Raw genomic sequence first — 22,222 nt, 5'->3', positions numbered from 1 at the left:
ACATTATTAACAAACCGCTCATTCCATGAAAATTTGAACACTTTTCAAAAAACCTTAAAAAACAAAGTAACCATTTAAAATCATATACTTATGTTAACTTTAAACTTTGGCATGGATTTAGCTATACCCCATTGATGTTAATAAATAGTGAAATTGAACAACCCCTTGTTTTATTTCTTTATAACTAAATGGAGATTATCGCGCTATGTCCCTGACGTTGGAAAATGTGACACAGATAGTAGATGGCCAGTATTACATTAATCAGGCAAACCTAACCTTTGAGCCTGGATCCTTTAATGTATTACTAGGGCGGACCCTATCTGGAAAAACAAGCTTAATGCGTTTGATGGCGGGATTAGAAAAACCGACATCTGGTCGCGTCCTTATGCACGGTATTGATATGACGGGTGTATCGGTACAAAAACGTAATATTTCTATGGTTTACCAACAATTCATTAATTACCCGAATATGAGTGTGTACGACAATATTGCTTCCCCCCTGCGCTTAGCAAAAGAGTCAGAGAAAAGTATTAAAGAGAAAGTGATGGAAATAGCTGAAATGTTACGCATTACGCCTTTTTTATCACGCTTACCTCTTGAACTTTCTGGTGGGCAACAACAAAGAACCGCAATGGCTCGAGCTTTGATTAAAGATGCAGACCTTATTTTGTTTGATGAGCCATTAGTGAATTTAGATTATAAGTTACGTGAAGAGTTACGTATTGAAATGCGGGAATTATTTGCTCAACGAAATACTATTGCCGTGTATGCGACCACTGAGCCCAACGAAGCATTAGCTTTAGGCGGTACCACCACTATTTTGCATGAAGGCCAAATAATTCAAACAGGCCCGACAGCAGAAACCTATCACTCACCTTGCAATGTCATTGCCGCCACCTTATTCAATGAACCGCCTATTAATATGATCAAAGGGCATATTACTGAAAATGAAGTGACCTTTGATAATATGGTGCATTTCCCATTAACTTCAGAGTTAAATACGCTGTCTGCAGGCGAATACCAATTTGGAATACGACCTAGTCATTTAAGCCTCTTGCCTAAAAATGATGATGATTTAGAAATTTCAGTGCAGGTAGAAGTAGCCGAAATCAGTGGTTCAGAAACATTCTTACACGTTCGAAACGCACACTTTCAAATGGTATTGCACCTATCCGGCGTTCATAGCTACCACGTAGATGAAAAAATCAAAATCTATGTTCCTACCCACAAACTAAATGTATTTGAAAAGGATGGAGATTTAATCCAAGCATCTAGTCGCAGAATAGAGGATCACTTCCATGGCTGAGATTCATTTAAAATCATTAGCGCATAGCTATGACACTAGTGCAACCCCACCTGAATATGCAATTAGACAGATGGATCATATTTGGCATGATGGTGGTGCATTTGCACTATTAGGCCCCTCTGGTTGCGGTAAATCAACCTTACTTAATATCATTTCAGGTTTGTTAAAACCTTCTGAAGGTGATGTATTGTTTGATGGCGTTCGCGTTAACGAAATTCCCCCTCAAGATCGCAATATTGCACAAGTTTTCCAGTTTCCAGTGGTCTATGACACTATGAGTGTATTTGATAATTTAGCTTTCCCACTACGTAATATGGGCACGGGTGCAGCCAAAATAAATTCCAAAGTGACTGAAATAGCAGAAATTTTAGAACTTACCGATGTTTTGAGCAAAAAAGCTGCGAACCTCACTGCTGATGAAAAGCAAAAAGTATCAATGGGCCGTGGTTTGGTAAGAGACGATGTTTCTGCGATCTTGTTCGATGAACCATTAACCGTGATTGACCCGCAATTAAAATGGAAATTACGTCGCAAATTAAAACAGATCCATGAAAAATTTAAAACCACCATGGTTTATGTCACCCATGATCAATTAGAAGCCTCAACATTTGCCGATAAAATAGCCCTCATGTATGGCGGTCAGGTAGTTCAATTTGGTACTCCACGTGAATTATTTGAACAGCCTAACCATACTTTTGTGGGTTACTTTATCGGTAGTCCCGGCATGAACTTCCTTGAAGTCAAACGCAGTAAAGAAGGCGTTTGCTTTGGCAACATCGCTTTTCCACTCAGTGATGCAGAGAAAAAAGCACTACAACACAGCACCTCCAATAACCTTAAATTAGGTATTAGACCTGAATTTGTGCACGTTTGGGACAAACCCAACTCGCAAGCGCATGAAGCAAGTGTTGAGTTTGTTGAAGACCTAGGGACTTATAAAATTGTAACGTTAACGCTCGCAGGTGTATCAATTAAAGCGCGCTTACAGGAGGACCAAAAAGTCCCTCATAAAAGTACTTTTATTAGCTTTCCTGAACAATGGTTAATGTTATACATCGACGAATTTCTTGTTGAAAAGGAGAACAACCATGAATAAACCCCATTCGAATAAGGCATGGTTCCTAGTATTACCTGTTTTTATATTGGTTGCCTTTAGTGCCATCGTGCCTTTAATGACGGTTGTGAACTATTCACTGCAGGATATTTTTGATGTCAGTACTCGCTACTTTGTAGGCACTGAATGGTATCGAGAAATTCTCAATAACTCACGGCTGCAAGATTCCTTAGTCAGGCAGTTTATTTTTTCCGGGTCAGTACTGTTAATTGAAATCCCGCTTGGTATTGGCGTGGCATTAATGATGCCCAAATCAGGTAAGTGGTCCGTGATCAGTTTATTAATACTGGCTTTGCCTCTACTGGTTCCATTAAACGTAGTGGGCACGATTTGGCAAATATTCGGACGTGCAGATATTGGCTTATTTGGCTGGGCTTTAAACTCCTTAGGTATTGATTATAACTATGCAGCAAACCCCATTGATGCTTGGTTAACGGTTTTATTAATGGATGTATGGCATTGGACATCCTTGGTTGCACTCCTGTCTTTTTCAGGATTACGCGCCATTCCCGACGCTTATTACCAAGCTGCGAGTATTGATAGAGCATCCGCATGGGCAGTGTTTAGATATATACAACTCCCTAAGCTTAAGAGTGTATTACTGATAGGCGTGTTATTGCGCTTTATGGACAGCTTTATGATTTATACCGAACCCTTTGTATTAACCGGCGGCGGCCCTGGTAACTCTACGACCTTCCTAAGCCAAGCGTTAACTAAAATGGCGGTAGGACAATTTGATATCGGTCCAGCGGGGGCATTCTCGATCATTTACTTCTTGATCATCTTGTTAGTGAGTTGGTTGTTCTACACCGCCATGACACATAGTGACAACAAATAATCAGCATAAGGACGGATTTATGAATAAGAAAAAAACAATTGGCCTTAGCGTTTACATTCTGTTTTTGCTATTGCCCTTGTATTGGTTATTGATGATGTCATTTAAAAGCAACCAAGAGATATTAGGTACATTAACCTTTTGGCCAAATGAATTCACATTCGCTAATTACATGACTATTTTTACCGATGCTAGCTGGTATATGGGGTACATCAACTCTATTTATTACGTATCGCTGAATATGGTGATCACTCTATTAGTTGCTCTACCAGCAGCTTATGCTTTTTCACGTTTTCGTTTTATCGGAGATAAGCATCTGTTCTTTTGGTTATTGACCAATCGAATGTCACCACCAGCCGTATTTTTATTACCTTTCTTTCAACTTTATTCATCGGTGGGATTATTTGATACCCATATTGGTGTTGCACTGGCGCACTGTTTATTTAACGTGCCGTTAGCGGTCTGGATTTTAGAAGGGTTCATGTCCGGTGTACCACGTGAAATTGATGAAACTGCTTATATTGATGGTTACAGTTTTCCTAAGTTTTTTACCAAAATTTTTATCCCGTTAATTAGCTCAGGAATCGGAGTAACGGCTTTCTTCTGCTTCATGTTTAGTTGGGTTGAGTTATTACTAGCGAGAACATTAACCTCTGTTAGTGCAAAACCGATTGCAGCCGTTATGACCAGAACCGTCAGCGCATCTGGTATCGACTGGGGTGTATTAGCCGCCGCAGGTGTGCTCACAATTTTACCGGGTGTATTAGTAATTTGGTTTGTTAGAAACCATGTGGCGAAGGGCTTTGCTCTTGGCCGAGTATAGGAGAACAGTATGAGTTGGATGGCATGGACAACACCTTCAGCATTATTCTTTATTGGGATTGCTTGTATTTTAATAGGAATGACTTATTGGGAAATTGTAAGCCCTTGTATCGCAAGGAAAGGATTTTTTCCAATAGAGACAACACGTGGTGACAGACTGTTTATCAGTTTATTAAGCGCCGCATTTATTCACTTAGGGTTTATCGGATTTACGGAAGTGACTATCTGGCTGCCCTTTACAGTAGCCATTATTTGGTTGCTCATTGTAATGAAATGGGGGTGATATGGTAAACAGAGTATCTTAGGTCTTACAAAAAGGATGTTTTATGCACCGTTAGGTGCCTTCATTAAATAGATGACAATAGTAATAGTATTAAAAAATTGATCGTAATTTAAAGCAGTAAAATAGATCTCTTAATTAAGGCGATTACTATCAGCACTTTAATTAATAAAAGGACTCAGAGAATGTTTGATAAAAAGAAATCAGTATTTAAACTTGGCCGCTTAAGCGTTGCTATAATGATAGCAGGATGCAGTAGCTTAGCATTAGCAGATCAATACAGTGACTCAGCAAGTGATTGGATCGGCTCAGAATTTACACCATCAACATTAACTAACAAACAACAAATGGAAGAGATGAGCTGGTTTACTGAAGCCGCCAAACCTTTCCGTGGCATGGAAATTAATGTTGCTTCTGAAACACTAACCACTCATGAATATGAATCTAAAAAGCTAGCCAAAGCGTTTTATGAAATTACTGGTATCAAAGTAAACCATGATTTAATTCAAGAAGGCGATGTAGTTGAAAAACTACAAACCCAAATGCAATCAGGGCGTAATATCTATGATGCTTATGTGAACGATTCTGACTTAATAGGAACACACTTCCGCTATGGCAAAGTAGTACCTATTAGTGACTTTATGAAGGGAGAAGGCAAGGCTGTTACCTCTCCAACTTTAGATATAGAAGATTTCATTGGTTTAAGTTTTACATCTGGGCCCGATGGAAAAATCTATCAACTACCCACTCAACAGTTTGCTAACCTGTATTGGTTCCGTGCCGATTGGTTCGAACGCCCTGATCTTAAAAAACGCTTTAAAAGTGAATATGGTTACGAATTAGGAGTGCCATTAAACTGGTCTGCCTATGAAGATATTGCTGAGTTTTTCTCTGAAAAAGTCAAAGAGATTGACGGAAAACGTATTTATGGGCATATGGATTACGGTAAAAAAGATCCTTCGTTAGGCTGGCGTTTCACTGACTCATGGTTATCTATGGCAGGCGCTGGTGATAAAGGTCTACCAAATGGTCTTCCCGTGGATGAATGGGGTATTCGTGTAGAGGGCTGTAACCCTGTAGGCTCAAGCGTCTCTCGTGGTGGTGCAACCAATGGTCCTGCGGCCGTTTATGCAACCACAAAATACGTAGAATGGTTGAAAAAATACGCGCCGCCTGAAGCTGCTGGTATGACCTTTGGTGAATCAGGTCCAGTACCTGCACAGGGTAGTATTGCACAACAAATATTCTGGTATACCGCCTTTACGGCTGACATGGTGAAGCCCGGTTTACCAGTGGTAAATGAAGATGGCACACCTAAATGGCGTATGGCCCCTTCTCCACGTGGTCCGTACTGGGAAGAAGGCATGAAACTAGGTTATCAAGATGCCGGTGCATGGACATTCTTAAATTCAACACCTGTTGATAGAAGAAAAGCAGCTTGGTTATATGCTCAATTTGTGACCTCTAAAACAGTGTCACTGAAGAAAACATTAGTTGGGTTAACACCAATTCGTGAATCAGATATTAATTCACAAGCAATGACAGATGCAGCACCTAAACTGGGTGGTTTAGTTGAGTTCTATCGTAGCCAAGCACGTTTACAATGGACACCAACGGGCACTAACGTGCCGGATTATCCTAAACTTGCACAGTTATGGTGGCAATATGTTGCAGAAGCTGCAAGCGGTGAAAAAACAGCACAAGAAGCAATGGATGGTTTAGCTAAAGCGCAAGATAAAGTAATGGCACGTCTAGAGCGAAGTAAAGCACAAGGTGAATGTGGACCGGTACTAAATCCAGAAAAAGATGCGTCTTACTGGTTAGACCAACCAGGATCACCTAAAGCGAAATTACCTAATGAAAAACCACAAGGTAAAACGATTGCTTATAAAGATTTGATTGCAGGTTAAATCAAAAAGAAGCAAGTGCTAACGCTATTATCGGGTAATTTAAGCTAATCTGGCTTATGGAAGGTAGCCCAATAAAAGCATCGCATTACAACAAAAACCGCTCCTAGAGAGCGGTTTTTATCCATCAATTTAGCTACTTCGATGCGATTTCTTCACCTAAGTTAAATCATCTAAAATTTTTCGATGAGTATAGTTAATTTTTAATACGTATATTATCTTGTAAATATTGAAAGGGATACAAAGATGAAGCTGATACAGAGCACAACCATAGTGCAAAAAATGCTCTCTATGCACCCTTATTGCTCATAAATATTGGATGCTTTCTAAGTAATTTTGATGTTTCACTCGAGTTAAATAATCCAGTGGCGTGGTATGAACCAGCTTTTTAAACTCTCTTAAAAAATGTGATTGGTCGCTAAACCCTAAATCACAAGCTAAGTCAGAAAAAGTGACTTCTTCACGATGATTAAGCCCATAAACAGCAGACTGACAACGAATAATACGGCAAAAAGCTTTGGGAGACATGCCCATATCAGCCCCAAATTGTCGCTGTAAAGTACGTGCACTGTATCCCGTTTTTTCTTCTAATTCATTAATACGAACCGTTCCCTCACTGTCATAAATATTGCGTAAGACTTGCGCAGTTAACATTGACGGTTTGCGTTCATTTTGTGTTTCAATAAATCGTCCAAAAACAGCGACTTGTTGAGAGAAATCGGTACTATTAACTATTCCATCAAGTAGTTGATTTGCTTGAGGAACAACATCTAAAAGATCGTAATTACGTCCTATTAATTCGGCGGCAGATAAATCTATAAAATCGGGCATCACGCCAGATACGAATCGAGCGCCAAAGTATCGGTGGTTCTTATTTAATTCAATGGTAAGTGCTTCCATCGGTGTACCAAAAACCGCTGCATTAGGGTTACTGGCATCACAATCAAAGAGTATATCGACACAACCATCTGGAATCGCAAAAGTCTGCTCTACAGATGCTTTCGGCTGAAAACTATAAAAATGAGAAATGGATTGATGATTTGACCCAGATACCGAAAATTTCTCCGCCGCATTCATCACTAACCAAGGTTGCTTAGAGCGAATTCGAGCGAGGTGACTAACAAGCGAATTGGTTGACATGTATAAATTCCATTTATAAAAAATGCCTAAGAGATACCTTCCTGTTTGCAAACCTAATGCCAATAAATTTAATGCTTATTAATATCTCTGTAATTATTTACTCTATAAAAACAATTATTCACACCATAAAAAACTGTGTCGTAAAAGTTCAATACGGAAAAATTTTAGAGGTCTAGGATAAATATCACTTGCTGCTGAACAGTGCTAATCCAATAACAGAAACATGTCATTGGATGTCATTAAAGTAATGGAGCAGACATAAAAATAAAATGTTGTAAGTAATCCTATTTCAAAAAATTAAGGTGATGTTATGTCAGACAATACTCAAATCGATTTTATATATCTTTCAGAACCAGACATGATCAACGCGGGCGTTAAAGATATGCCAGGTTGTGTTGATGCGATGGAAGAGATGTTCGCATTACTTTACAAAGGTGATTATCGTATGGCAGGCGCCAATAACGATTCTCATGGCGCGATGGTAACTTTCCCTGAAAATCCAGAAATAGCGACAATGCCTCGTCACACTCCAGACCGTCGTTTAATGGCAATGCCGGCCTACCTTGGTGGTGATTTCCAAACCTGTGGTGTGAAATGGTACGGCTCTAACATTGCTAACCGTGAAAAAGGACTGCCACGTTCAATCTTAATGTTCACACTTAACGATACTGACACGGGTGCTCCGTTAGCACACATGTCGGCAAACCTGCTTTCAGCTTACCGAACCGGTGCTGTACCCGGTGTCGGTGCGCGTCATTTAGCACGTAAAGATTCAAAAGTGGTCGGTCTGTTAGGGCCTGGCGTTATGGGTAAAACATCAATTGCTGCCTTCATGGCTGTATGCCCACAAATTGACACGCTTAAAATTAAAGGTCGAGGTCAAAAAAGTCTCGATAGTTTTCTTAGTTGGGTTAAAGAGAGCTTCCCTCAAATTACTAATGTACAAGTTGTCGATACCCTTGAAGACGTTGTACGAGATGCAGATATCGTGACTTACTGTAATTCAGGAGAGACCGGCGATATCTCTTCATATCCAGAAATAAAACGAGAGTGGGTCAAACCAGGTGCTTTCATTTCTATGCCTGCTTACTGCCGATTAGATCAAGACTTAGAAGAGAATGATGTTCGAAAAGTGATGGATAACATTGGTCTTTATGAAGCTTGGCATGAAGAAGTACCAAAACCTGCCCACATGTACATTCCAATTATTGGATGTCGTTTCATGGACATGATAGACGAAGGTTTAATGACCAAAGATCAACTTGAAGATCTAGGCTCTATCGTTACTGGCACTACTCCTGGTCGTAAAAATGATCAAGAAATTATTGTGTTATCGGTAGGAGGTTTACCTACTGAAGATGTCGCTTGGGCAACCAAAATCTATCATAACGCAGTAAAACAGGATATTGGCGTAAAACTCAATCTTTGGGAAACGCCTGAGCTTAGCTAGTCGCTATCAATAGCGATTATAAAGGCGTGAATACCGATCAAGGTCATTCACGCAGACTTTGCTTTAATACGACATTTTAATACAGAACTTTAATAAAAAACTTTAATAAAAAACTTTAATAAAAAACTTTAATACGGAAAATCCACATGACAAAAACTCAAATAGTAAAAGTAAAAACAGGTTCAAAATTTGAAGAGATAGGCAGTTATTCTCGTTTAGTTGCTGTTGATAACTGGATTTACGTTTCAAATACAGCAGGACGAAATCCTGAAACCAAAGTGATACCTGAAGATGTTTTAGAACAAACAGAACAAGTCTTTAGCAATATTGAAGCTGCGTTAGCTGCAGTTGATTCAAGTTTAGCTGATGTGGTTTTTTCTCGTGTATTTATTCAAGATCCTGAAGACGTTCATGCTGTTATGCAATTAATAGGTGAAAAATTTAAAGGCATTAATCCTGCTACGACAGTCACTTGTCCCCCATTAGGTTCAACCGTCTACAAAATGGAATTAGAAGTGACTGCTTATCGCGGAGCAGCAACAGCAGATATTCAAGAAATCACTATTTAAAATAGAAATGCTTACAACGAGCAAGGAACAAACTCATGACAAAAACACTTGATGCAGTCAATACAACTGACCAACTTCCTGAAGAAACAACGGTTGTCATTATTGGTGGTGGCATTATAGGCGTAACAGCTGCACTGACATTAGCTGAACGTAATATTAAAGTTGTGCTACTAGAAAAAGGTCATATTGCTGGAGAGCAGTCTTCACGTAATTTAGGTTGGATCCGCAAAACAAGTCGGCATGCTGAAGATGTTCCACTCGCAATGGCTGCCGATCGCCTGTGGGCTGAAATGCCAGACCGTATTGGCCAAAGCGTTGGTTACAAACAGGCTGGTATTATCTTTTTAGCCAAAACAGAAGAGCAAGTCGCCATGCATGAAGGATGGTTGAAATCAGTGCGTGGGCTTGATTTAGATTCAAAAATGATGAGCACTCAAGAAATTGATCAAACGGCACCTGGCGGTAAAGGCGATTGGAAAGGCGGGATTTATACCCCTTCCGATGGTCGAGCTGAACCGTCTATTGCAGCAACGAATATTGCTAAAGCAGCCATAGAGAAAGGCGCAATCATGTTACAAAATTGCGCTGTACGTACTCTGTCAACATCCGGTGGAAAGGTGTGTGGCGTGGTGACTGAGCAAGGCGAGATACGTTGTGATCAAGTGTTACTGGCAGGTGGTGCTTGGTCGAGACGTTTTTTAAGTAACTTGGGTGTTTCATTACCGACACTGCCACTTAAATGTTCTGTTCTTCGTACTAAACCGATGGAAGGGCCAACTGATATTGCTGTGGGTGGACCTGATTTTTCTTTCAGAAAACATCAAGATGGCGGTTTTATTATCACACAACGTTCAGCATTAGATGCGCCACTGACGTTGGATCATCTTTTAATTGGTTGGCGTTATTTCGAACAACTTCGTACTCAACATCGTTTCTTACGACCAGCTATAGGTCGAGAATTCTTTAAAGATCTTTCATTAGGCCGTCGTTGGAAAAGCGATAGACGCTCTCCTTTTGAAGAAGTACGCACCAATGATCCTGAGCCTTCATCAGCTATCAATCAAGAAGCGCTTTCTAATTTAAGTGCTGCCTGGCCAATTTTTAATAAAGCAGAAATAGAAGAAGAGTGGGCTGGCATTATCGATGTCACACCCGATTCAAATCCAGTTATTGACCGTATCAAAGCTATTCCTGGTTTAACTATTGCAACAGGGTTTTCAGGACATGGTTTTGGTACTGGGCCCGCAGCTGGTCAGTTAGCGGCAGATATTGTTTGTAATACCCCTCCACTTGTCGATCCAAGCCCTTATCGCTTCGACCGACTTTAACATCATAAAAACGTTTTACTCAAAAGAGGAACAGAAACATGATAGCTATAACAGATTCAGATAACGTTAATATGGCTGCGAAACCGGCCACTAATAAGATGAAGAAATTAGGGTTGCCAACAATGATGGCCATATGCATAGGCTTAGTTATTGTTCAAGGCGCTATGATCTCCGCACTTCAAGGCTTAGGCATTGGTGGAATGGGGTTTGTTGCCGCCATGGTTGTTGCACTTATTTTAGCGCAATTTAATGCGATGAGTTTCTCTGAATTATCGTTGATGTTTCCTCAGGCTGGGACTTTAGCGACCTATACACAAAAAGCTATTGGTCACTTTCCTGCTATCGTGGCTGTGTTTGCTGGCTATGTTGTTGTAGCAGTCTTAGCCTTACCCGTTGAGATGTTTTTAGTTGATGCTATGTTAGGAGAGTTACTACCTGGAGCATTACCTGAAAAAGTAGTACCAATGATTATTTTAGTTATTTTCACTATCACTAACCTGATTGGGACAGATGTTTTTGCTAAAGCGCAGAACTTCTTAGCATTTGTATTAGTGAGTGCATTAGTACTGACTGGGTTTGTGGCTATTACTGGTGCGAGTCAACCTCATCCTGAGTTAGTTGGTACCCCTGTTGATTGGGGTTTTGCAGGTATAATGGATGGTAGCTTTATCGGTTTAGTTGGCTTGGCATTATGGACAATGGTTGGTGTTGAATATATCTGCCCAATGATCAATGAAGTTAAGAATCCTCATAAAAACATTCCACGAGCAATGCATCTGTCATTATTTATGATTTTTTGTATTTTCTTAGCGTTTATATATGGTGCAAGTTTATTTTTAAATGTTGAAAGTTTAGTGAGTTCACCACTTCCATTTTTAGATTATGCAAATGCGGTATTTGGCAAAAGTGGTTTAGTCATTGCGACTATTATGGCCTTAGCTGCAACTTGCAGTACGATGAATACGATATTAGCGGCAGTACCAAGAATGTTACAAGGCATGGCAGAGCAGAAACAAGCTTTCCCTCAACTTAAAGCAACCAATAAGCACAACGCACCTTGGGTAGGTATTCTGATGATTGCTGTATTAACGACAATCCCTTTCTTATCATTAGGTATTGATTCTTTAATAGTGTTAATTATTGCTGCAACAACCAGTTTTTTATTAGCTTATAGCGTAGCACATATCAATGTAATGGTATTACGTAAACGCATGCCAAATCACCCTCGACCATACCGCACACCTTTCTTTCCTGTGCCACAAATATTAGGTTTAATCGCAATGTTATATGTTGCTTTAAACAACTCGCCAAGCCCTGAAATGACACAACTTGTGTACAGTATCACTGGTGGAATATTAGTTGTCTTAAGTATTATTGGTGCGTTATGGGTGAAGTTTTATATGAAGCGAAATTTATTTGAGCCTGATATGGACTAACCAGATAAACCATAAAAAAACAAGACTTAACAATGCCAACCTGTGATCATAATGTTGGCATTGTTTTACTACTATTAACATTGCTTCACCAATTGTAATGCTCATAATAATCACTCAACCTAGTTGCTGATCAGCAATCACTTCAACTTGAATCGTTATCTACAGACCTCTTAGTTAAAATAGTGATGTCTTAACTTAATACCAATTATCTGCATGTTTTCGCCATCTACAATTGCGTTTCAAAATGGGTCAACCATTTATTTAAACCACCATTAAGCAAGTGTTTGTCTTCAACACCCAATGTCGACGTTAGTTCATCCAATACCGTCACATGAACTTCAATGGCTCGATCAATCAACTCCCTACCGTTATCTGTAAGGGCGACAGTCACGCTGCGTCTATCCTCCTCGCTATGACAACGATTGATCAACCCTTTTTCTGCAAGTTTATCTAAGCGATTTGTCATCGCGCCCGATGTTAATAACAATGCACTACTTAACTCAGAGGGAGTTAAACAAGAGTTATTTGCAGAGCGCCTTAATGCAGCTAATACATCAAACTCACCTAAGGTTAATGCGAAGCTTTTATGGCATTGCGTGATGCGTGTTTCAATATGCTTACTGATACGTAATAAACGCCCAATTAATGACATTGACGTGGTATCTAAATGTGGTTTTTCATTTTTCCATTGTTCAACCACAAGGTCTAATTTATCCAAGATAAGCCTCTTTATTACTCTTTTTAAACGCAGTAGCATCATTTAATTAGGGTGGGTTTATTTGTGCTTTAATAATTAATTTTCGATTTAAATATACCTTAATGCAAAGATACTTTACAAGAAGTAAAAACAAGTGCAAAATCCTTTTCCCTTTACGTAAAGATACTTTACTCAAAACATATTTAAACGACTACTTATTGCAATTAGCTTAAAAGATAAAGAGATACAAACATGAATATAATTTTAGCGATGGCTGCCGCCTTTTTTTGGGGTACAACCTACGCTGTGACACAATATAGCCTTGAAGGCTGGCCTCCTTTATTACTAGGTGCAATACGTGCTTTACCAGCAGGCTTACTTTTATTGCTTATTAAACCTAGTTTGCCTAAGGGCAAAGACTGGGTGGTTTTGTTACGTTTAGGCGCGATTAATATTGCATTATTTTTTGGGCTACTCTTTATCATGGCACAGACCTTGCCGTCTGCTATCTCGGCAATGGGTATGGTTTATGTACCAGTGTTTGCCATGTGTTTTCATTGGCTTGTTAATAAAAAGAAACCCGCTAAATTACAACTCATGTCAGGCGCATTATTGGTAATATTAGCTTGGCAGCTATTTGACCCGCAAAAACTACAGTTAAATAGCGTCGGCTTAGTCGCCATGTTAACCGCTATTGGGTGTATTGTGATTGGAAGCAATTTAATCCAGTCTTTAAGTAATCGGATCCATTGGTGGACAGTATTATCTTGGCAGCTGATTCTAGGTGGTAGTTTACTTGCCATATTAGCAGCGCTTCAAGCAACGGTTTATCCGGCGCAGTATATTAATGCGATTAGCAATATCAACAGCCTCAATATCCTAGGTTTATCATGGTTAATATTGTTGAATACAGCTTTAGCTTATGGGTTATATGTTTGGTTATTAAGTCGTATGACAGTGGTTGAATTTACTTTTGCTGGCGTGAGTAACCCGATTGCGGGGATTTTAATGGGTTTACTATTAATGGGAGAGTCTTTTAACTTACACCAGTACTCTCTGATGGCGGCCATTATTCTGACCTCTTTATTATCTCCTTTATTTGCGAATTACAGACAAAGAAAAACACTTAATAGTGCGCAAGTGTCAACATTATCAACGGTAAAATAGATAAGAAAAGGTAAACCTTATGCAGTACATAAGGTTTACTTAGTTATGATGTTGCTTCTAAAACAGATAATATTTCCTGTAAAGAAGCTTGGTACTGCTGATCATTTGAATTTCGAAATAATAATAAGTCATCGATAACATCAGGATTATCGATACTCATTGGAATTGAGAAATCTACATCTTTAATATATTCATCCCAGTTTTGTAATTTCCAAGTATCTCTTGGTGAGTTCCTTTCAATCATACGGTTCTTTACGACATCAACATCGGTGATCACCCAAACCACAGTCAAGCGTGCATTTTTTTCAGCAAGCTTATTTTTTAAATTATCTACAAAAGTGGTATCTCTTATTTCTCGCGTAAATGGCGCATTAATTAACACAATATCGTCATACTCTAACGCCTCCATCGCCAAGGCTAATATAGCGTCATATTCAAAATTACGAATATGCTGTTCAAAAAATTCCGAGCTTCGATTAACTTCTGCATTTGCGACTTTAAAAATCTGATGTGACAACACTATCAGCGTATCTTTGTCTAAATACACCACATGTTTTAACGCTTTTGCTAACTGTTTAGAGATATATGTTTTGCCACTCGCTGGTGGTGAAGTGACAAGAATCAATCTTTTCATTTTACTTCCTTTTGCGTAGAGGATATAGCCGTTAACAAGCGAGAAAATTGGTCGTTTTCTGATAAGGTACATCACTCACCACAGTACCACTCACTCGCGCTGTTTTAGGACCAGTTTTAAGCCATTCCAACATTTTATCTATTTTTTCAGGAGGACCATACATCAACACTTCAACGTCACCATTGGGTAAATTTTTTGCATGCCCCATTAGATTATAAAGGCGGGCTTCCATGCTAGTAAAATAACGAAAACCAACCCCCTGTACAATCCCAGAAACAATCACTTTGCATCCAATTTTATCCATTCTAATTCCCCCTATAACCAACACTTATTTATATATAAGCATAAACATCTTCGGTAAGATAAACTTAGCCACAACGCACATTTGTTTTAATAACATCCAATCAGTGTTTATATATCATAATGTTACAGGTCAACAACTTTAAAAACACCATCATATCGAACCTTCATCAATTGCCAGAAGTCACCATTAACCCAAACATACCCAATACAAAGCCTAATACGGCGCCAATCGGTGGAGCCCAATGTTTTTCTAATTTAACTTGTGGTGCAAGATCTTGAAATATAGAGTACAAAATACCGCCGGAAGCAAATAACATAATGGCAGAAATAGCCTTTGGATACTCAGATAACCAAAGATACCCTGAAACGCCTGCAACGGGCCCAAGCATCGCCATTAAACAAAACATTAGAATGATTTTTTTGGGCTTATAGTCGGCACTTGAATTTAACTCTCGATAGGCACTAAAACCTTCAGGTAAGTTCTGTAAGGCAATCAATGCAGCTAATAAATAGGCATTACTATTGCCTATCGCAAAAGCAGCACCAAGCGCAATCGACTCGGGAATAAAATCCGATAGCATGGCAGCAAGTTGACTGGCTGGTGTATTAATTTTCTTAAGGTAAATATCCAACACCATAAAACTAAGGCCACCGATAATAAACCAAATACAGGCCGCTATTGGGCTAAAATTAGCGATGCCCTCTGGAACTAATACTAACGCAACAGCAGATAATAGTGCCCCGCCTCCAAAGGCCATCACACTATGTCTGAACTCTTCTTCAATCCATTGGTTTTTTATGTTTTCTAAGTAGGCAATAACAGCACCAATTGCCATCGCCAAGCCAGCGAGTAATGTAGAAATGATAACAACCAGCAACAGATCCATCTTTTCCCCTCGATATAGGTTAAGTAATAGCAATGATATTAAGTAAGATAACTAAATTTCACGTGAAAATATGCCTTAGTTTACAATGTAATTTAATCTAAATGGTCGTTCCCTTTTACGAAATTCAAAACCAAGCAATAGATTATTTTAACAAAAAAAATAGAGCGATTAACTAGTGAGATGAATTAGTATGATTGATATACCCACCTTAATTTACCTTGGGCAGATATTCAATCCACTTATCATCGTGACGGCAATAACAACAGATTAATCATGCATTTATTAGTTGAATCTATTCACCCCAATTGGTTCTGCTTAAAAAGCAAACACAAGCGGACAATTAATCTTCAACTAAGTTCGAACATTGGTGCATTTATATCATTACATTTTATCGGTGATATAATTAAGGCTGTTATAACGCCCCCTATTATGGATTTTTAAATGAAAAAAGCATTACTCTCTGTAACACTTCTAACGACCACAATGTCTGTTGCTGCAGAAGAAACAACTAATAATTTTATGAACGGCATCAATGATGCTGGTTTTGGCAACTTCTCTGGCCAAATTCAATCTTTAACAATGTCTCGTGATAAAAACAAATATGCCACTGGTGATGAAAGAGGTGATACTTCAACACTTGCTTTCACATTAAATTATTTATCGCCTGAATACGCAGGTTTTACAGTAGGTGCACAATGGATTAGCTCTTTTACATTATGGGAACATAACCCAAATGTACCAATCAATGACGATTTCAATACCCTTAATAAAGCATTTGTTAACTTGAATATGAGCGCATATGACTTAGCTAAATCAAATGTAAAAATGGGTCGTTTTGCTATTGATACACTCTTAATGCCAGATATTGCCCCACGTCAAAAATCACAGTCAATGGAAGGCATTGTATTTGAAAGTGAAGATATCAAAGACACTAAACTAGTTGCAGGTTGGATTTATAAATACAGTTCATGGTCAACGTTTACCTACGAAGATTCAGCTGCATTTAATTATGAATTTACTGATGTTAGTGATGTTGCTGGCAAAGACTATTCCACAGCAGGTACTTTCTTTGTCGATTACACCTACACCGGCATTAATAAACTAAATATCAATGTGTCAGATTACCTATCTGAAGATATTTTTAATACTGTATTAGCAGATGTTAAATGGGAAGTTGTTGAGGGTATCAAATGGCGTAACGTTTGGGCACATCAAGATTCTGTAGGTAAAGGTAATGGTTCTTACGGTAATGATGGCGACCTTTCTGCTGACTTCATCGAAACATCAGTTATTTTTGAAGGTAAAGACGGCGCCTATATTCGCCCTGGTATCTGGTTAGTACCCGGATCCGCTGGTGGTGATAATGAACACACTTTTCAAGATCTTTTCCAATCTAACTTAACGCCTACTTTCCCATTAATGGCAAACCCTTATGGTTTCCTTGCAGGAACAACAGGTTATTTTGTTGAAGGTTACAGTGCATTATCTAAAAAAGATTGGTTATGGGCTATGGCCGCTTTTACCGATGTTGATAATAGTGCCGATACAGATAATTATGATGCAGTAGAATTGAATGTAATTTACGGTCGTCAACTAGCTAAAAACTTCAGCACTTCAGTGAAACTTGGTTATGCTTGGTTAGATGATAAAATAGGTTCAGATGACACTCAAGCTTGGGATGCTCGCCTTTTCTTAACTTACCAATTCTAATGATTTTGGTGGCTTTAAACACATTTGAGTTCAAGTCAAAAGTGCAATCGTTTAAAGTCACCAACTTTCATCAATAGAACATAAATAGCATTAAAAAACTCAAAGCTCACATTGTCCTCATAAGCAATAGCGTCACTACAACCCACAGAAAAAAGACAAAAAAATACCCACCAGCAATTAACTGATAGGTATAAATAAAGTGTTATTTAAGTCGTTAAACTATTACCATTTGCCTATTTAATCTATTAAACAGTCAATAAACGTAAAGTATCTTTTGCAATAACCCATTCTTCATTAGTTTGAACAACCATCGCGACTGTACTACCTGATTCGCTGATAATACCTTTATTAGATGATTTACCAAAACGGTTTGCTAGGTTTTCTTGTTCATTCACTTTAAAGCCTAATAAACCTAAACGCGCTAATGTTAATTGACGAATTGGAGCAGAGTTTTCACCGATACCGCCTGTAAATACAACAGCATCTAAACGTCCATCTAAAGCAGCAGTGTAACTTGCAATATATTTAGCTAAGCGGTAGCAGTAAAGATCCATAGCACGAGTTGCGGCTTTATCTTTTTGGTAATTATCTTCAACAAATCGGCAATCCGATGTATTTTCAGTTAATCCCAATAAACCAGACTCTTTTGTTAGCATAGTGTGAATTTCTTCCATGCTGTAACCTAATTCGTCATGTAAGTGGAAAATGATTGCAGGATCTAAATCACCACAACGCGTTCCCATTACTAAGCCTTCCAACGGCGTCATACCCATTGACGTATCGACAGAAATACCGTTTTTAATAGCACAAACAGAACCACCGTTACCTAAGTGACAGTTGATGATATTTAACTCATTAACAGGTTTATTCAATACTTCAGCAACTTGTAATGTAATGTAGTAATGACTAGTACCGTGCATACCGTAACGACGAACGCCATTATCACGGTAAAGTTTGTACGGAAGTGCATATAAATAAGCTTCTTCAGGCATTGTTTGGTGGAAAGCAGTATCAAACACAACCACATTTTTTAATAAAGGCAGTGCATGTTGAGCTGCACGAATACCGATCAAATGAGCTGGATTATGTAAAGGCGCTAATGACACACAATCTTCAATACCTTGGATAACAGAGTCAGTGATAACTGCAGATTCAGTGAATTGCTCACCACCGTGTACGATACGATGGCCAATAGCATATAAGTTTTCTTTTAATACAGGGTTTAACGAAAGGATTTCATTAACAATGAAAGTTAATGCTTCATCATGGGCAGCACCAGTACCTAATTCAGCTTTACCTTTTACACCTTCTAAATTCCATTTAATACTTGCATTATCTAAGTGCAAGCACTCAGAAAGACCAGAAAGTTTTTCATCACCAGTAACGGCATCAATAATGGCAAATTTCAAAGAAGAACTACCACAGTTAAGTACAAGGATTAGCTTGCTGTCCATTTTTATATCCTATTTATCACAAAAATAAAGGGTTAGAGCTAAAAGTTATTTCAACTCTTTAAAAGTTGTATTTTTTGGCATTATAAAATAATAACAACAGGCTGAGCCCTTGTTTTTACTATCACCAAATCAGAGGTGCGAAGCATACACGTGAAGAACATAGATCACAAAAAATAGTTTCTAAAGCATATTCCTTCTTTTAAAGAACGATTTATAGAGGTTATCCAATAAAAATGAGGCGTAAGAAGGGTTTACATAAAATTAGATTAAATTAATATAAAAAAATAATAACTGGTGCAGCGTTTAGCTGCACCAAACTTGCCAAAATAGAACTAAATAATTGATATAAAACAACTCCATCAATAAAACAAAGCTTGAAATCAAATGTTAATTTTCTCTGCGTAACGCACAATATGTGTTGGTATATTTAGTTGTTCTTCTATTGCTTGTTTAAAAATGCTTTGTTTATCTGGTTCACCATGTATTAAAAAAACATGTTCAATTTTTTCAAATTCACAGATCCATCCTAAAAGGTCATGTTGGTCGGCATGAGCAGAGAAACCATTCACTTTATGTATTTTTGCATTTACCTTAATATTTTCATGGTAAAGCTGAATCGAATCCACTCCGTCTATTAACTTCCTTCCCAACGTCCCCTGAACTTGATACCCAACAAATATGACACTATTCGTTTCATCCCATAAACGATGTTTTAAATGATGTAATATCCGTCCTCCCGTGCACATGCCACTACCTGCGATAATGATGCAACCACTTTCTATTTTGTTAATGAGTATCGATTCATTGCTTTTTAAAGCATATTGTAAATAAGGGAAGTCAAATACACTGCCATCACGATCAAGTAGTTGTTTGGCTGATTCATTCAACTCATGGTGATGAGCGGTATAAATTTGCGTGGCGCGCATCGCCATCGGAGAATCCAAAAAGACTTGGCATTGTGGTAACTCTTTGTCGTAATACATTTGCTTTAATAACAATAAAATTTCTTGCGAACGTTCAATAGCAAATGACGGGATCAAAACATTGCCTTTATTGTTTAAGGTATTAATTATAATCTCTTTGAACTCGTCTACCGTCTCTTTTAAACCACAATGATTACGGTCACCATAAGTTGACTCAATAAATAACGCATTGGTTTGTTTAATAACACTAGGCGCAGGCATAATTAAATCTTTACGGCCGCCTAAGTCTCCAGAAAAAACCACCGACTTAGTTGTGCCTGCTTCTTCAAAATCAACTTGCACTGTACTTGAGCCAAGAATATGTCCAGCCTGACGAAACGTCACCTTCACATAAGGAGTCAGCTGAATACTTTTATCATGTTGTGCATATTGAATGGTTAAATCAAATACTGCTTTAGCATCATCAATAGTATAGATAGGAGGACGAATTTTTTTTTCAGTACCCGACCGTTTTGCTTTTTTAAAAGCCAATTTGTAATCTTCTTCGGCAATTTTAGCGCTATCCATTAGCACCACTTCAGCTAAATCCATGGTGGCACGAGAAGCTACAATCTTGCCATCAAAGCCTTCTTTAACGAGTTTAGGAATGCGGCCTACATGGTCTAAATGAGCATGCGTGACCAAGATAATACTGACGTTTTTAGGATCAAAATCGAAAGGTTCATAGGTCTTTTCTTCACCCTCACCCTGAAAATAACCACAATCAATTAATATATTTGGGCCATTTTCAAGCTGTAAGAGATGACATGAACCGGTTACTGTTTCAGCTGCACCAAATGATTGAATAAAAGCCATAAAACACCTCCTCTATGAACTTGTTTACAGAACTTTTTACAAATTTTTTTGAGACTCAATAACTTAGCGGCTAAACACATTAACTAGCTTTAACAGCTATAGTTTTTTGTAATATCTAGTAATGACCATAGCGCATAAGTAGGCGTAAAGTTGATAGCCTGTTAGCAATTTTGCTATTCAATCATTTAATTAAAAGAGATGGATGAAAGATTAAAAAGGCAAGTAAAAGGCTAAAAAGAGGAATCCGATAGAAAGGTTAAATAAGCGAGATCCTTTATTGCAGTAATAACAATAATATTAAGCATAAAAAAACCGCTCGTTGAGCGGTTTAATTATTTAAGGTGTAAAAATATTATTAAGATTTACAATCTTTATGATTTAGTTTGTTTTAGCATTTGCCAGTATTTCTCATAAATGGCATTCGCTTCACCTAAGTCACTATGATACGAACCGTTTTTAATGACATCAGCTGGCGGTACAACCATTGGGTTATTACGCATTTCCTCACTTAACAAAGGAATAGTAGCTAAGTTAGGGGTTGAATTACCTACACCTTCAAGAATTATTTTGCCAATTTCAGGACGCAATATATAGTCGATGAGCTTGTGTGCATTATCTACGTTTTCTGCGCCTTTAGAGATAACAAGACTGTCTACCCATAAAGTAACCCCTTCTTTAGGATAAATGTAATCGACCGTACCTAACTCAACTTGTGCCATGTAAGTTTCACCATTCCACATCACGCCCATTGGTACATTACCTTGAATAAGTGGTCCTTTTGGTGAATCAGACAAGAATAGTTTTACGTTTGGTAATAACTCAACCAGTGCTTCATAAGCTTGACGAATTTCGTCTTCATTAGTGGTATTGTTTTCGAAGCCTTTCACTTTTAATGCCATTAAAAAGATATCACGAACATCATCTAATAACAGGATTTGATCTTTAAATTCTGGTTTCCAAAGGTCTTTCCACGACGTAATTGATGATGAATCCATCTCATCCGTATTAACTGCAATAGCCGTACTGCCCCATAGGTATGGAATACTGTATTTGTTGCCTGGGTCGTAAGCTTGATCCAATAAGTTTGGATCTAAGTTACCTAGGTTTTTTAATTTAGATTTATCAATAGGCTGTATAAGATCAGCACGTTTTAAACGTTCGATAAAAAAAGTTGTAGGCACCGCTAAATCATAACCTTTACCGTTCACTAATTGTAATTTAGCGAACATAGTTTCATTGCTATCAAAGGTAGCCACTTCAACTTTAATGCCCGTTTCTTTAGTAAACGATTTAAGTACTTTATCTGGAATGTAATCAGCCCAGTTATACAACACGACTTTTTCTTCTGCAATTGCTGAAAAACTAAGCATCATTGCGGCGGTTACTGTTAACCATTTTTTCATTA

The 22,222-nt window shown here is 38.2% G+C and carries 20 protein-coding genes; 12 read left to right on the top strand and 8 right to left on the bottom strand.

Translation table 11 applies throughout. The features are described from left to right. Window positions 1-205: 205 nt before the first annotated feature. From MT391_RS03780 to MT391_RS03755, 6 genes are all read left to right on the top strand, one after another. Window positions 206-1,306 (top strand): ABC transporter ATP-binding protein, encoded by a 1,101-nt coding sequence (locus MT391_RS03780; protein WP_166370350.1) that lies wholly within the window; start codon window positions 206-208, stop codon window positions 1,304-1,306. After that, window positions 1,299-2,402, top strand: coding sequence for an ABC transporter ATP-binding protein (locus tag MT391_RS03775; protein ID WP_499496972.1), 1,104 nt, complete (start codon window positions 1,299-1,301; stop codon window positions 2,400-2,402). Before MT391_RS03780 ends, MT391_RS03775 begins: the two co-directional genes overlap by 8 nt. Further along, window positions 2,395-3,258, top strand: a complete 864-nt coding sequence (locus MT391_RS03770) for a carbohydrate ABC transporter permease (RefSeq protein WP_166370354.1) — start codon at window positions 2,395-2,397, stop codon at window positions 3,256-3,258. Before MT391_RS03775 ends, MT391_RS03770 begins: the two co-directional genes overlap by 8 nt. Window positions 3,259-3,277: 19 nt before the next feature. Further along, on the top strand, window positions 3,278-4,078 hold the full coding sequence (locus MT391_RS03765; protein ID WP_166370356.1) for a carbohydrate ABC transporter permease: 801 nt from the start codon (window positions 3,278-3,280) through the stop codon (window positions 4,076-4,078). A 9-nt stretch (window positions 4,079-4,087) separates the two neighbouring features. Beyond that, on the top strand, window positions 4,088-4,360 hold the full coding sequence (locus tag MT391_RS03760) for a DUF2160 domain-containing protein (RefSeq protein WP_166370358.1): 273 nt from the start codon (window positions 4,088-4,090) through the stop codon (window positions 4,358-4,360). A gap of 236 nt (window positions 4,361-4,596) precedes the next feature. After that, on the top strand, window positions 4,597-6,267 hold the full coding sequence (locus tag MT391_RS03755) for an ABC transporter substrate-binding protein (protein WP_499497046.1): 1,671 nt from the start codon (window positions 4,597-4,599) through the stop codon (window positions 6,265-6,267). A 303-nt stretch (window positions 6,268-6,570) separates the two neighbouring features. Here the strand turns inward: MT391_RS03755 and MT391_RS03750 are convergent, their stop codons facing one another. Further along, on the bottom strand, window positions 6,571-7,404 hold the full coding sequence (locus MT391_RS03750) for a helix-turn-helix domain-containing protein (protein WP_299659415.1): 834 nt from the start codon (window positions 7,402-7,404) through the stop codon (window positions 6,571-6,573). 310 nt (window positions 7,405-7,714) lie between these two features. On the opposite strand from MT391_RS03750, the gene MT391_RS03745 reads away from it, so the two are divergent. The 4 genes from MT391_RS03745 (at window position 7,715) to MT391_RS03730 (ending at window position 12,187) form a co-directional block, all read left to right on the top strand. Beyond that, window positions 7,715-8,854, top strand: a complete 1,140-nt coding sequence (locus MT391_RS03745; protein WP_499496971.1) for an ornithine cyclodeaminase family protein — start codon at window positions 7,715-7,717, stop codon at window positions 8,852-8,854. A gap of 146 nt (window positions 8,855-9,000) precedes the next feature. Then, window positions 9,001-9,423, top strand: coding sequence for a RidA family protein (locus tag MT391_RS03740; protein WP_299659409.1), 423 nt, complete (start codon window positions 9,001-9,003; stop codon window positions 9,421-9,423). Between the two features lie 35 nt (window positions 9,424-9,458). Then, a complete protein-coding gene (locus MT391_RS03735; protein ID WP_499496970.1) occupies window positions 9,459-10,751 on the top strand; it encodes an NAD(P)/FAD-dependent oxidoreductase in 1,293 nt (430 codons plus the stop codon). 38 nt (window positions 10,752-10,789) lie between these two features. Continuing rightward, entirely contained in the window at window positions 10,790-12,187 is a 1,398-nt protein-coding gene (locus MT391_RS03730; RefSeq protein ID WP_499440428.1) for an APC family permease, read from the top strand. 226 nt (window positions 12,188-12,413) lie between these two features. Here MT391_RS03730 and MT391_RS03725 read toward each other — a convergent pair whose 3' ends face one another. Then, window positions 12,414-12,905, bottom strand: a complete 492-nt coding sequence (locus MT391_RS03725) for a MarR family winged helix-turn-helix transcriptional regulator (protein ID WP_499496969.1) — start codon at window positions 12,903-12,905, stop codon at window positions 12,414-12,416. A gap of 231 nt (window positions 12,906-13,136) precedes the next feature. On the opposite strand from MT391_RS03725, the gene MT391_RS03720 reads away from it, so the two are divergent. Then, complete coding sequence (locus MT391_RS03720) at window positions 13,137-14,051, top strand: DMT family transporter (protein WP_499496968.1); 915 nt, start codon at window positions 13,137-13,139, stop codon at window positions 14,049-14,051. Between the two features lie 43 nt (window positions 14,052-14,094). Here the strand turns inward: MT391_RS03720 and MT391_RS03715 are convergent, their stop codons facing one another. The 3 genes from MT391_RS03715 to MT391_RS03705 all read right to left on the bottom strand — a co-directional run bounded on the left by MT391_RS03715 (window position 14,095) and on the right by MT391_RS03705 (window position 15,875). Then, entirely contained in the window at window positions 14,095-14,685 is a 591-nt protein-coding gene (locus MT391_RS03715; RefSeq protein WP_166370366.1) for a P-loop nucleotide/nucleoside kinase family protein, read from the bottom strand. Window positions 14,686-14,716: 31 nt separating this feature from the next. Next, window positions 14,717-14,989 (bottom strand): acylphosphatase, encoded by a 273-nt coding sequence (locus MT391_RS03710; RefSeq protein ID WP_166370368.1) that lies wholly within the window; start codon window positions 14,987-14,989, stop codon window positions 14,717-14,719. Window positions 14,990-15,155: 166 nt separating this feature from the next. Further along, on the bottom strand, window positions 15,156-15,875 hold the full coding sequence (locus tag MT391_RS03705) for a ZIP family metal transporter (protein WP_499496967.1): 720 nt from the start codon (window positions 15,873-15,875) through the stop codon (window positions 15,156-15,158). A 441-nt stretch (window positions 15,876-16,316) separates the two neighbouring features. On the opposite strand from MT391_RS03705, the gene MT391_RS03700 reads away from it, so the two are divergent. After that, window positions 16,317-17,585, top strand: coding sequence for a hypothetical protein (locus MT391_RS03700; RefSeq protein WP_499496966.1), 1,269 nt, complete (start codon window positions 16,317-16,319; stop codon window positions 17,583-17,585). Window positions 17,586-17,830: 245 nt separating this feature from the next. Here the strand turns inward: MT391_RS03700 and MT391_RS03695 are convergent, their stop codons facing one another. The 3 genes from MT391_RS03695 to MT391_RS03685 form a co-directional block, all read right to left on the bottom strand. After that, window positions 17,831-19,039 carry an acetate kinase gene (locus MT391_RS03695; RefSeq protein ID WP_499496965.1) on the bottom strand — a complete coding sequence of 403 codons (1,209 nt, stop codon included), beginning with the start codon at window positions 19,037-19,039 and terminating at the stop codon, window positions 17,831-17,833. A gap of 380 nt (window positions 19,040-19,419) precedes the next feature. After that, on the bottom strand, window positions 19,420-20,817 hold the full coding sequence (locus tag MT391_RS03690; protein WP_499496964.1) for an MBL fold metallo-hydrolase RNA specificity domain-containing protein: 1,398 nt from the start codon (window positions 20,815-20,817) through the stop codon (window positions 19,420-19,422). Between the two features lie 371 nt (window positions 20,818-21,188). Beyond that, on the bottom strand, window positions 21,189-22,220 hold the full coding sequence (locus MT391_RS03685; RefSeq protein ID WP_499496963.1) for an ABC transporter substrate-binding protein: 1,032 nt from the start codon (window positions 22,218-22,220) through the stop codon (window positions 21,189-21,191). Window positions 22,221-22,222 lie beyond the last annotated feature (2 nt).

It is taken from the genome of Vibrio sp. 1-Bac 57 (assembly GCF_037546855.1).
GTDB lineage: Bacteria > Pseudomonadota > Gammaproteobacteria > Enterobacterales > Psychromonadaceae > Psychromonas.
Note: the sequence above shows the minus strand (reverse complement) of the source record. Positions and strands in the feature narration are given on the sequence as shown.

Coding starts and splice junctions, on each gene's coding strand:
- MT391_RS03780 (WP_166370350.1), top strand. CDS start 206: ATGTCCCTGACGTTGGAAAATGTGACACAGATAGTAGATGGCCAGTAT.
- MT391_RS03775 (WP_499496972.1), top strand. CDS start 1,299: ATGGCTGAGATTCATTTAAAATCATTAGCGCATAGCTATGACACTAGT.
- MT391_RS03770 (WP_166370354.1), top strand. CDS start 2,395: ATGAATAAACCCCATTCGAATAAGGCATGGTTCCTAGTATTACCTGTT.
- MT391_RS03765 (WP_166370356.1), top strand. CDS start 3,278: ATGAATAAGAAAAAAACAATTGGCCTTAGCGTTTACATTCTGTTTTTG.
- MT391_RS03760 (WP_166370358.1), top strand. CDS start 4,088: ATGAGTTGGATGGCATGGACAACACCTTCAGCATTATTCTTTATTGGG.
- MT391_RS03755 (WP_499497046.1), top strand. CDS start 4,597: ATGATAGCAGGATGCAGTAGCTTAGCATTAGCAGATCAATACAGTGAC.
- MT391_RS03750 (WP_299659415.1), bottom strand. CDS start 7,404: ATGTCAACCAATTCGCTTGTTAGTCACCTCGCTCGAATTCGCTCTAAG.
- MT391_RS03745 (WP_499496971.1), top strand. CDS start 7,715: ATGTCAGACAATACTCAAATCGATTTTATATATCTTTCAGAACCAGAC.
- MT391_RS03740 (WP_299659409.1), top strand. CDS start 9,001: ATGACAAAAACTCAAATAGTAAAAGTAAAAACAGGTTCAAAATTTGAA.
- MT391_RS03735 (WP_499496970.1), top strand. CDS start 9,459: ATGACAAAAACACTTGATGCAGTCAATACAACTGACCAACTTCCTGAA.
- MT391_RS03730 (WP_499440428.1), top strand. CDS start 10,790: ATGATAGCTATAACAGATTCAGATAACGTTAATATGGCTGCGAAACCG.
- MT391_RS03720 (WP_499496968.1), top strand. CDS start 13,137: ATGAATATAATTTTAGCGATGGCTGCCGCCTTTTTTTGGGGTACAACC.
- MT391_RS03715 (WP_166370366.1), bottom strand. CDS start 14,685: ATGAAAAGATTGATTCTTGTCACTTCACCACCAGCGAGTGGCAAAACA.
- MT391_RS03710 (WP_166370368.1), bottom strand. CDS start 14,989: ATGGATAAAATTGGATGCAAAGTGATTGTTTCTGGGATTGTACAGGGG.
- MT391_RS03705 (WP_499496967.1), bottom strand. CDS start 15,875: ATGGATCTGTTGCTGGTTGTTATCATTTCTACATTACTCGCTGGCTTG.
- MT391_RS03700 (WP_499496966.1), top strand. CDS start 16,317: ATGAAAAAAGCATTACTCTCTGTAACACTTCTAACGACCACAATGTCT.
- MT391_RS03695 (WP_499496965.1), bottom strand. CDS start 19,039: ATGGACAGCAAGCTAATCCTTGTACTTAACTGTGGTAGTTCTTCTTTG.
- MT391_RS03690 (WP_499496964.1), bottom strand. CDS start 20,817: ATGGCTTTTATTCAATCATTTGGTGCAGCTGAAACAGTAACCGGTTCA.
- MT391_RS03685 (WP_499496963.1), bottom strand. CDS start 22,220: ATGAAAAAATGGTTAACAGTAACCGCCGCAATGATGCTTAGTTTTTCA.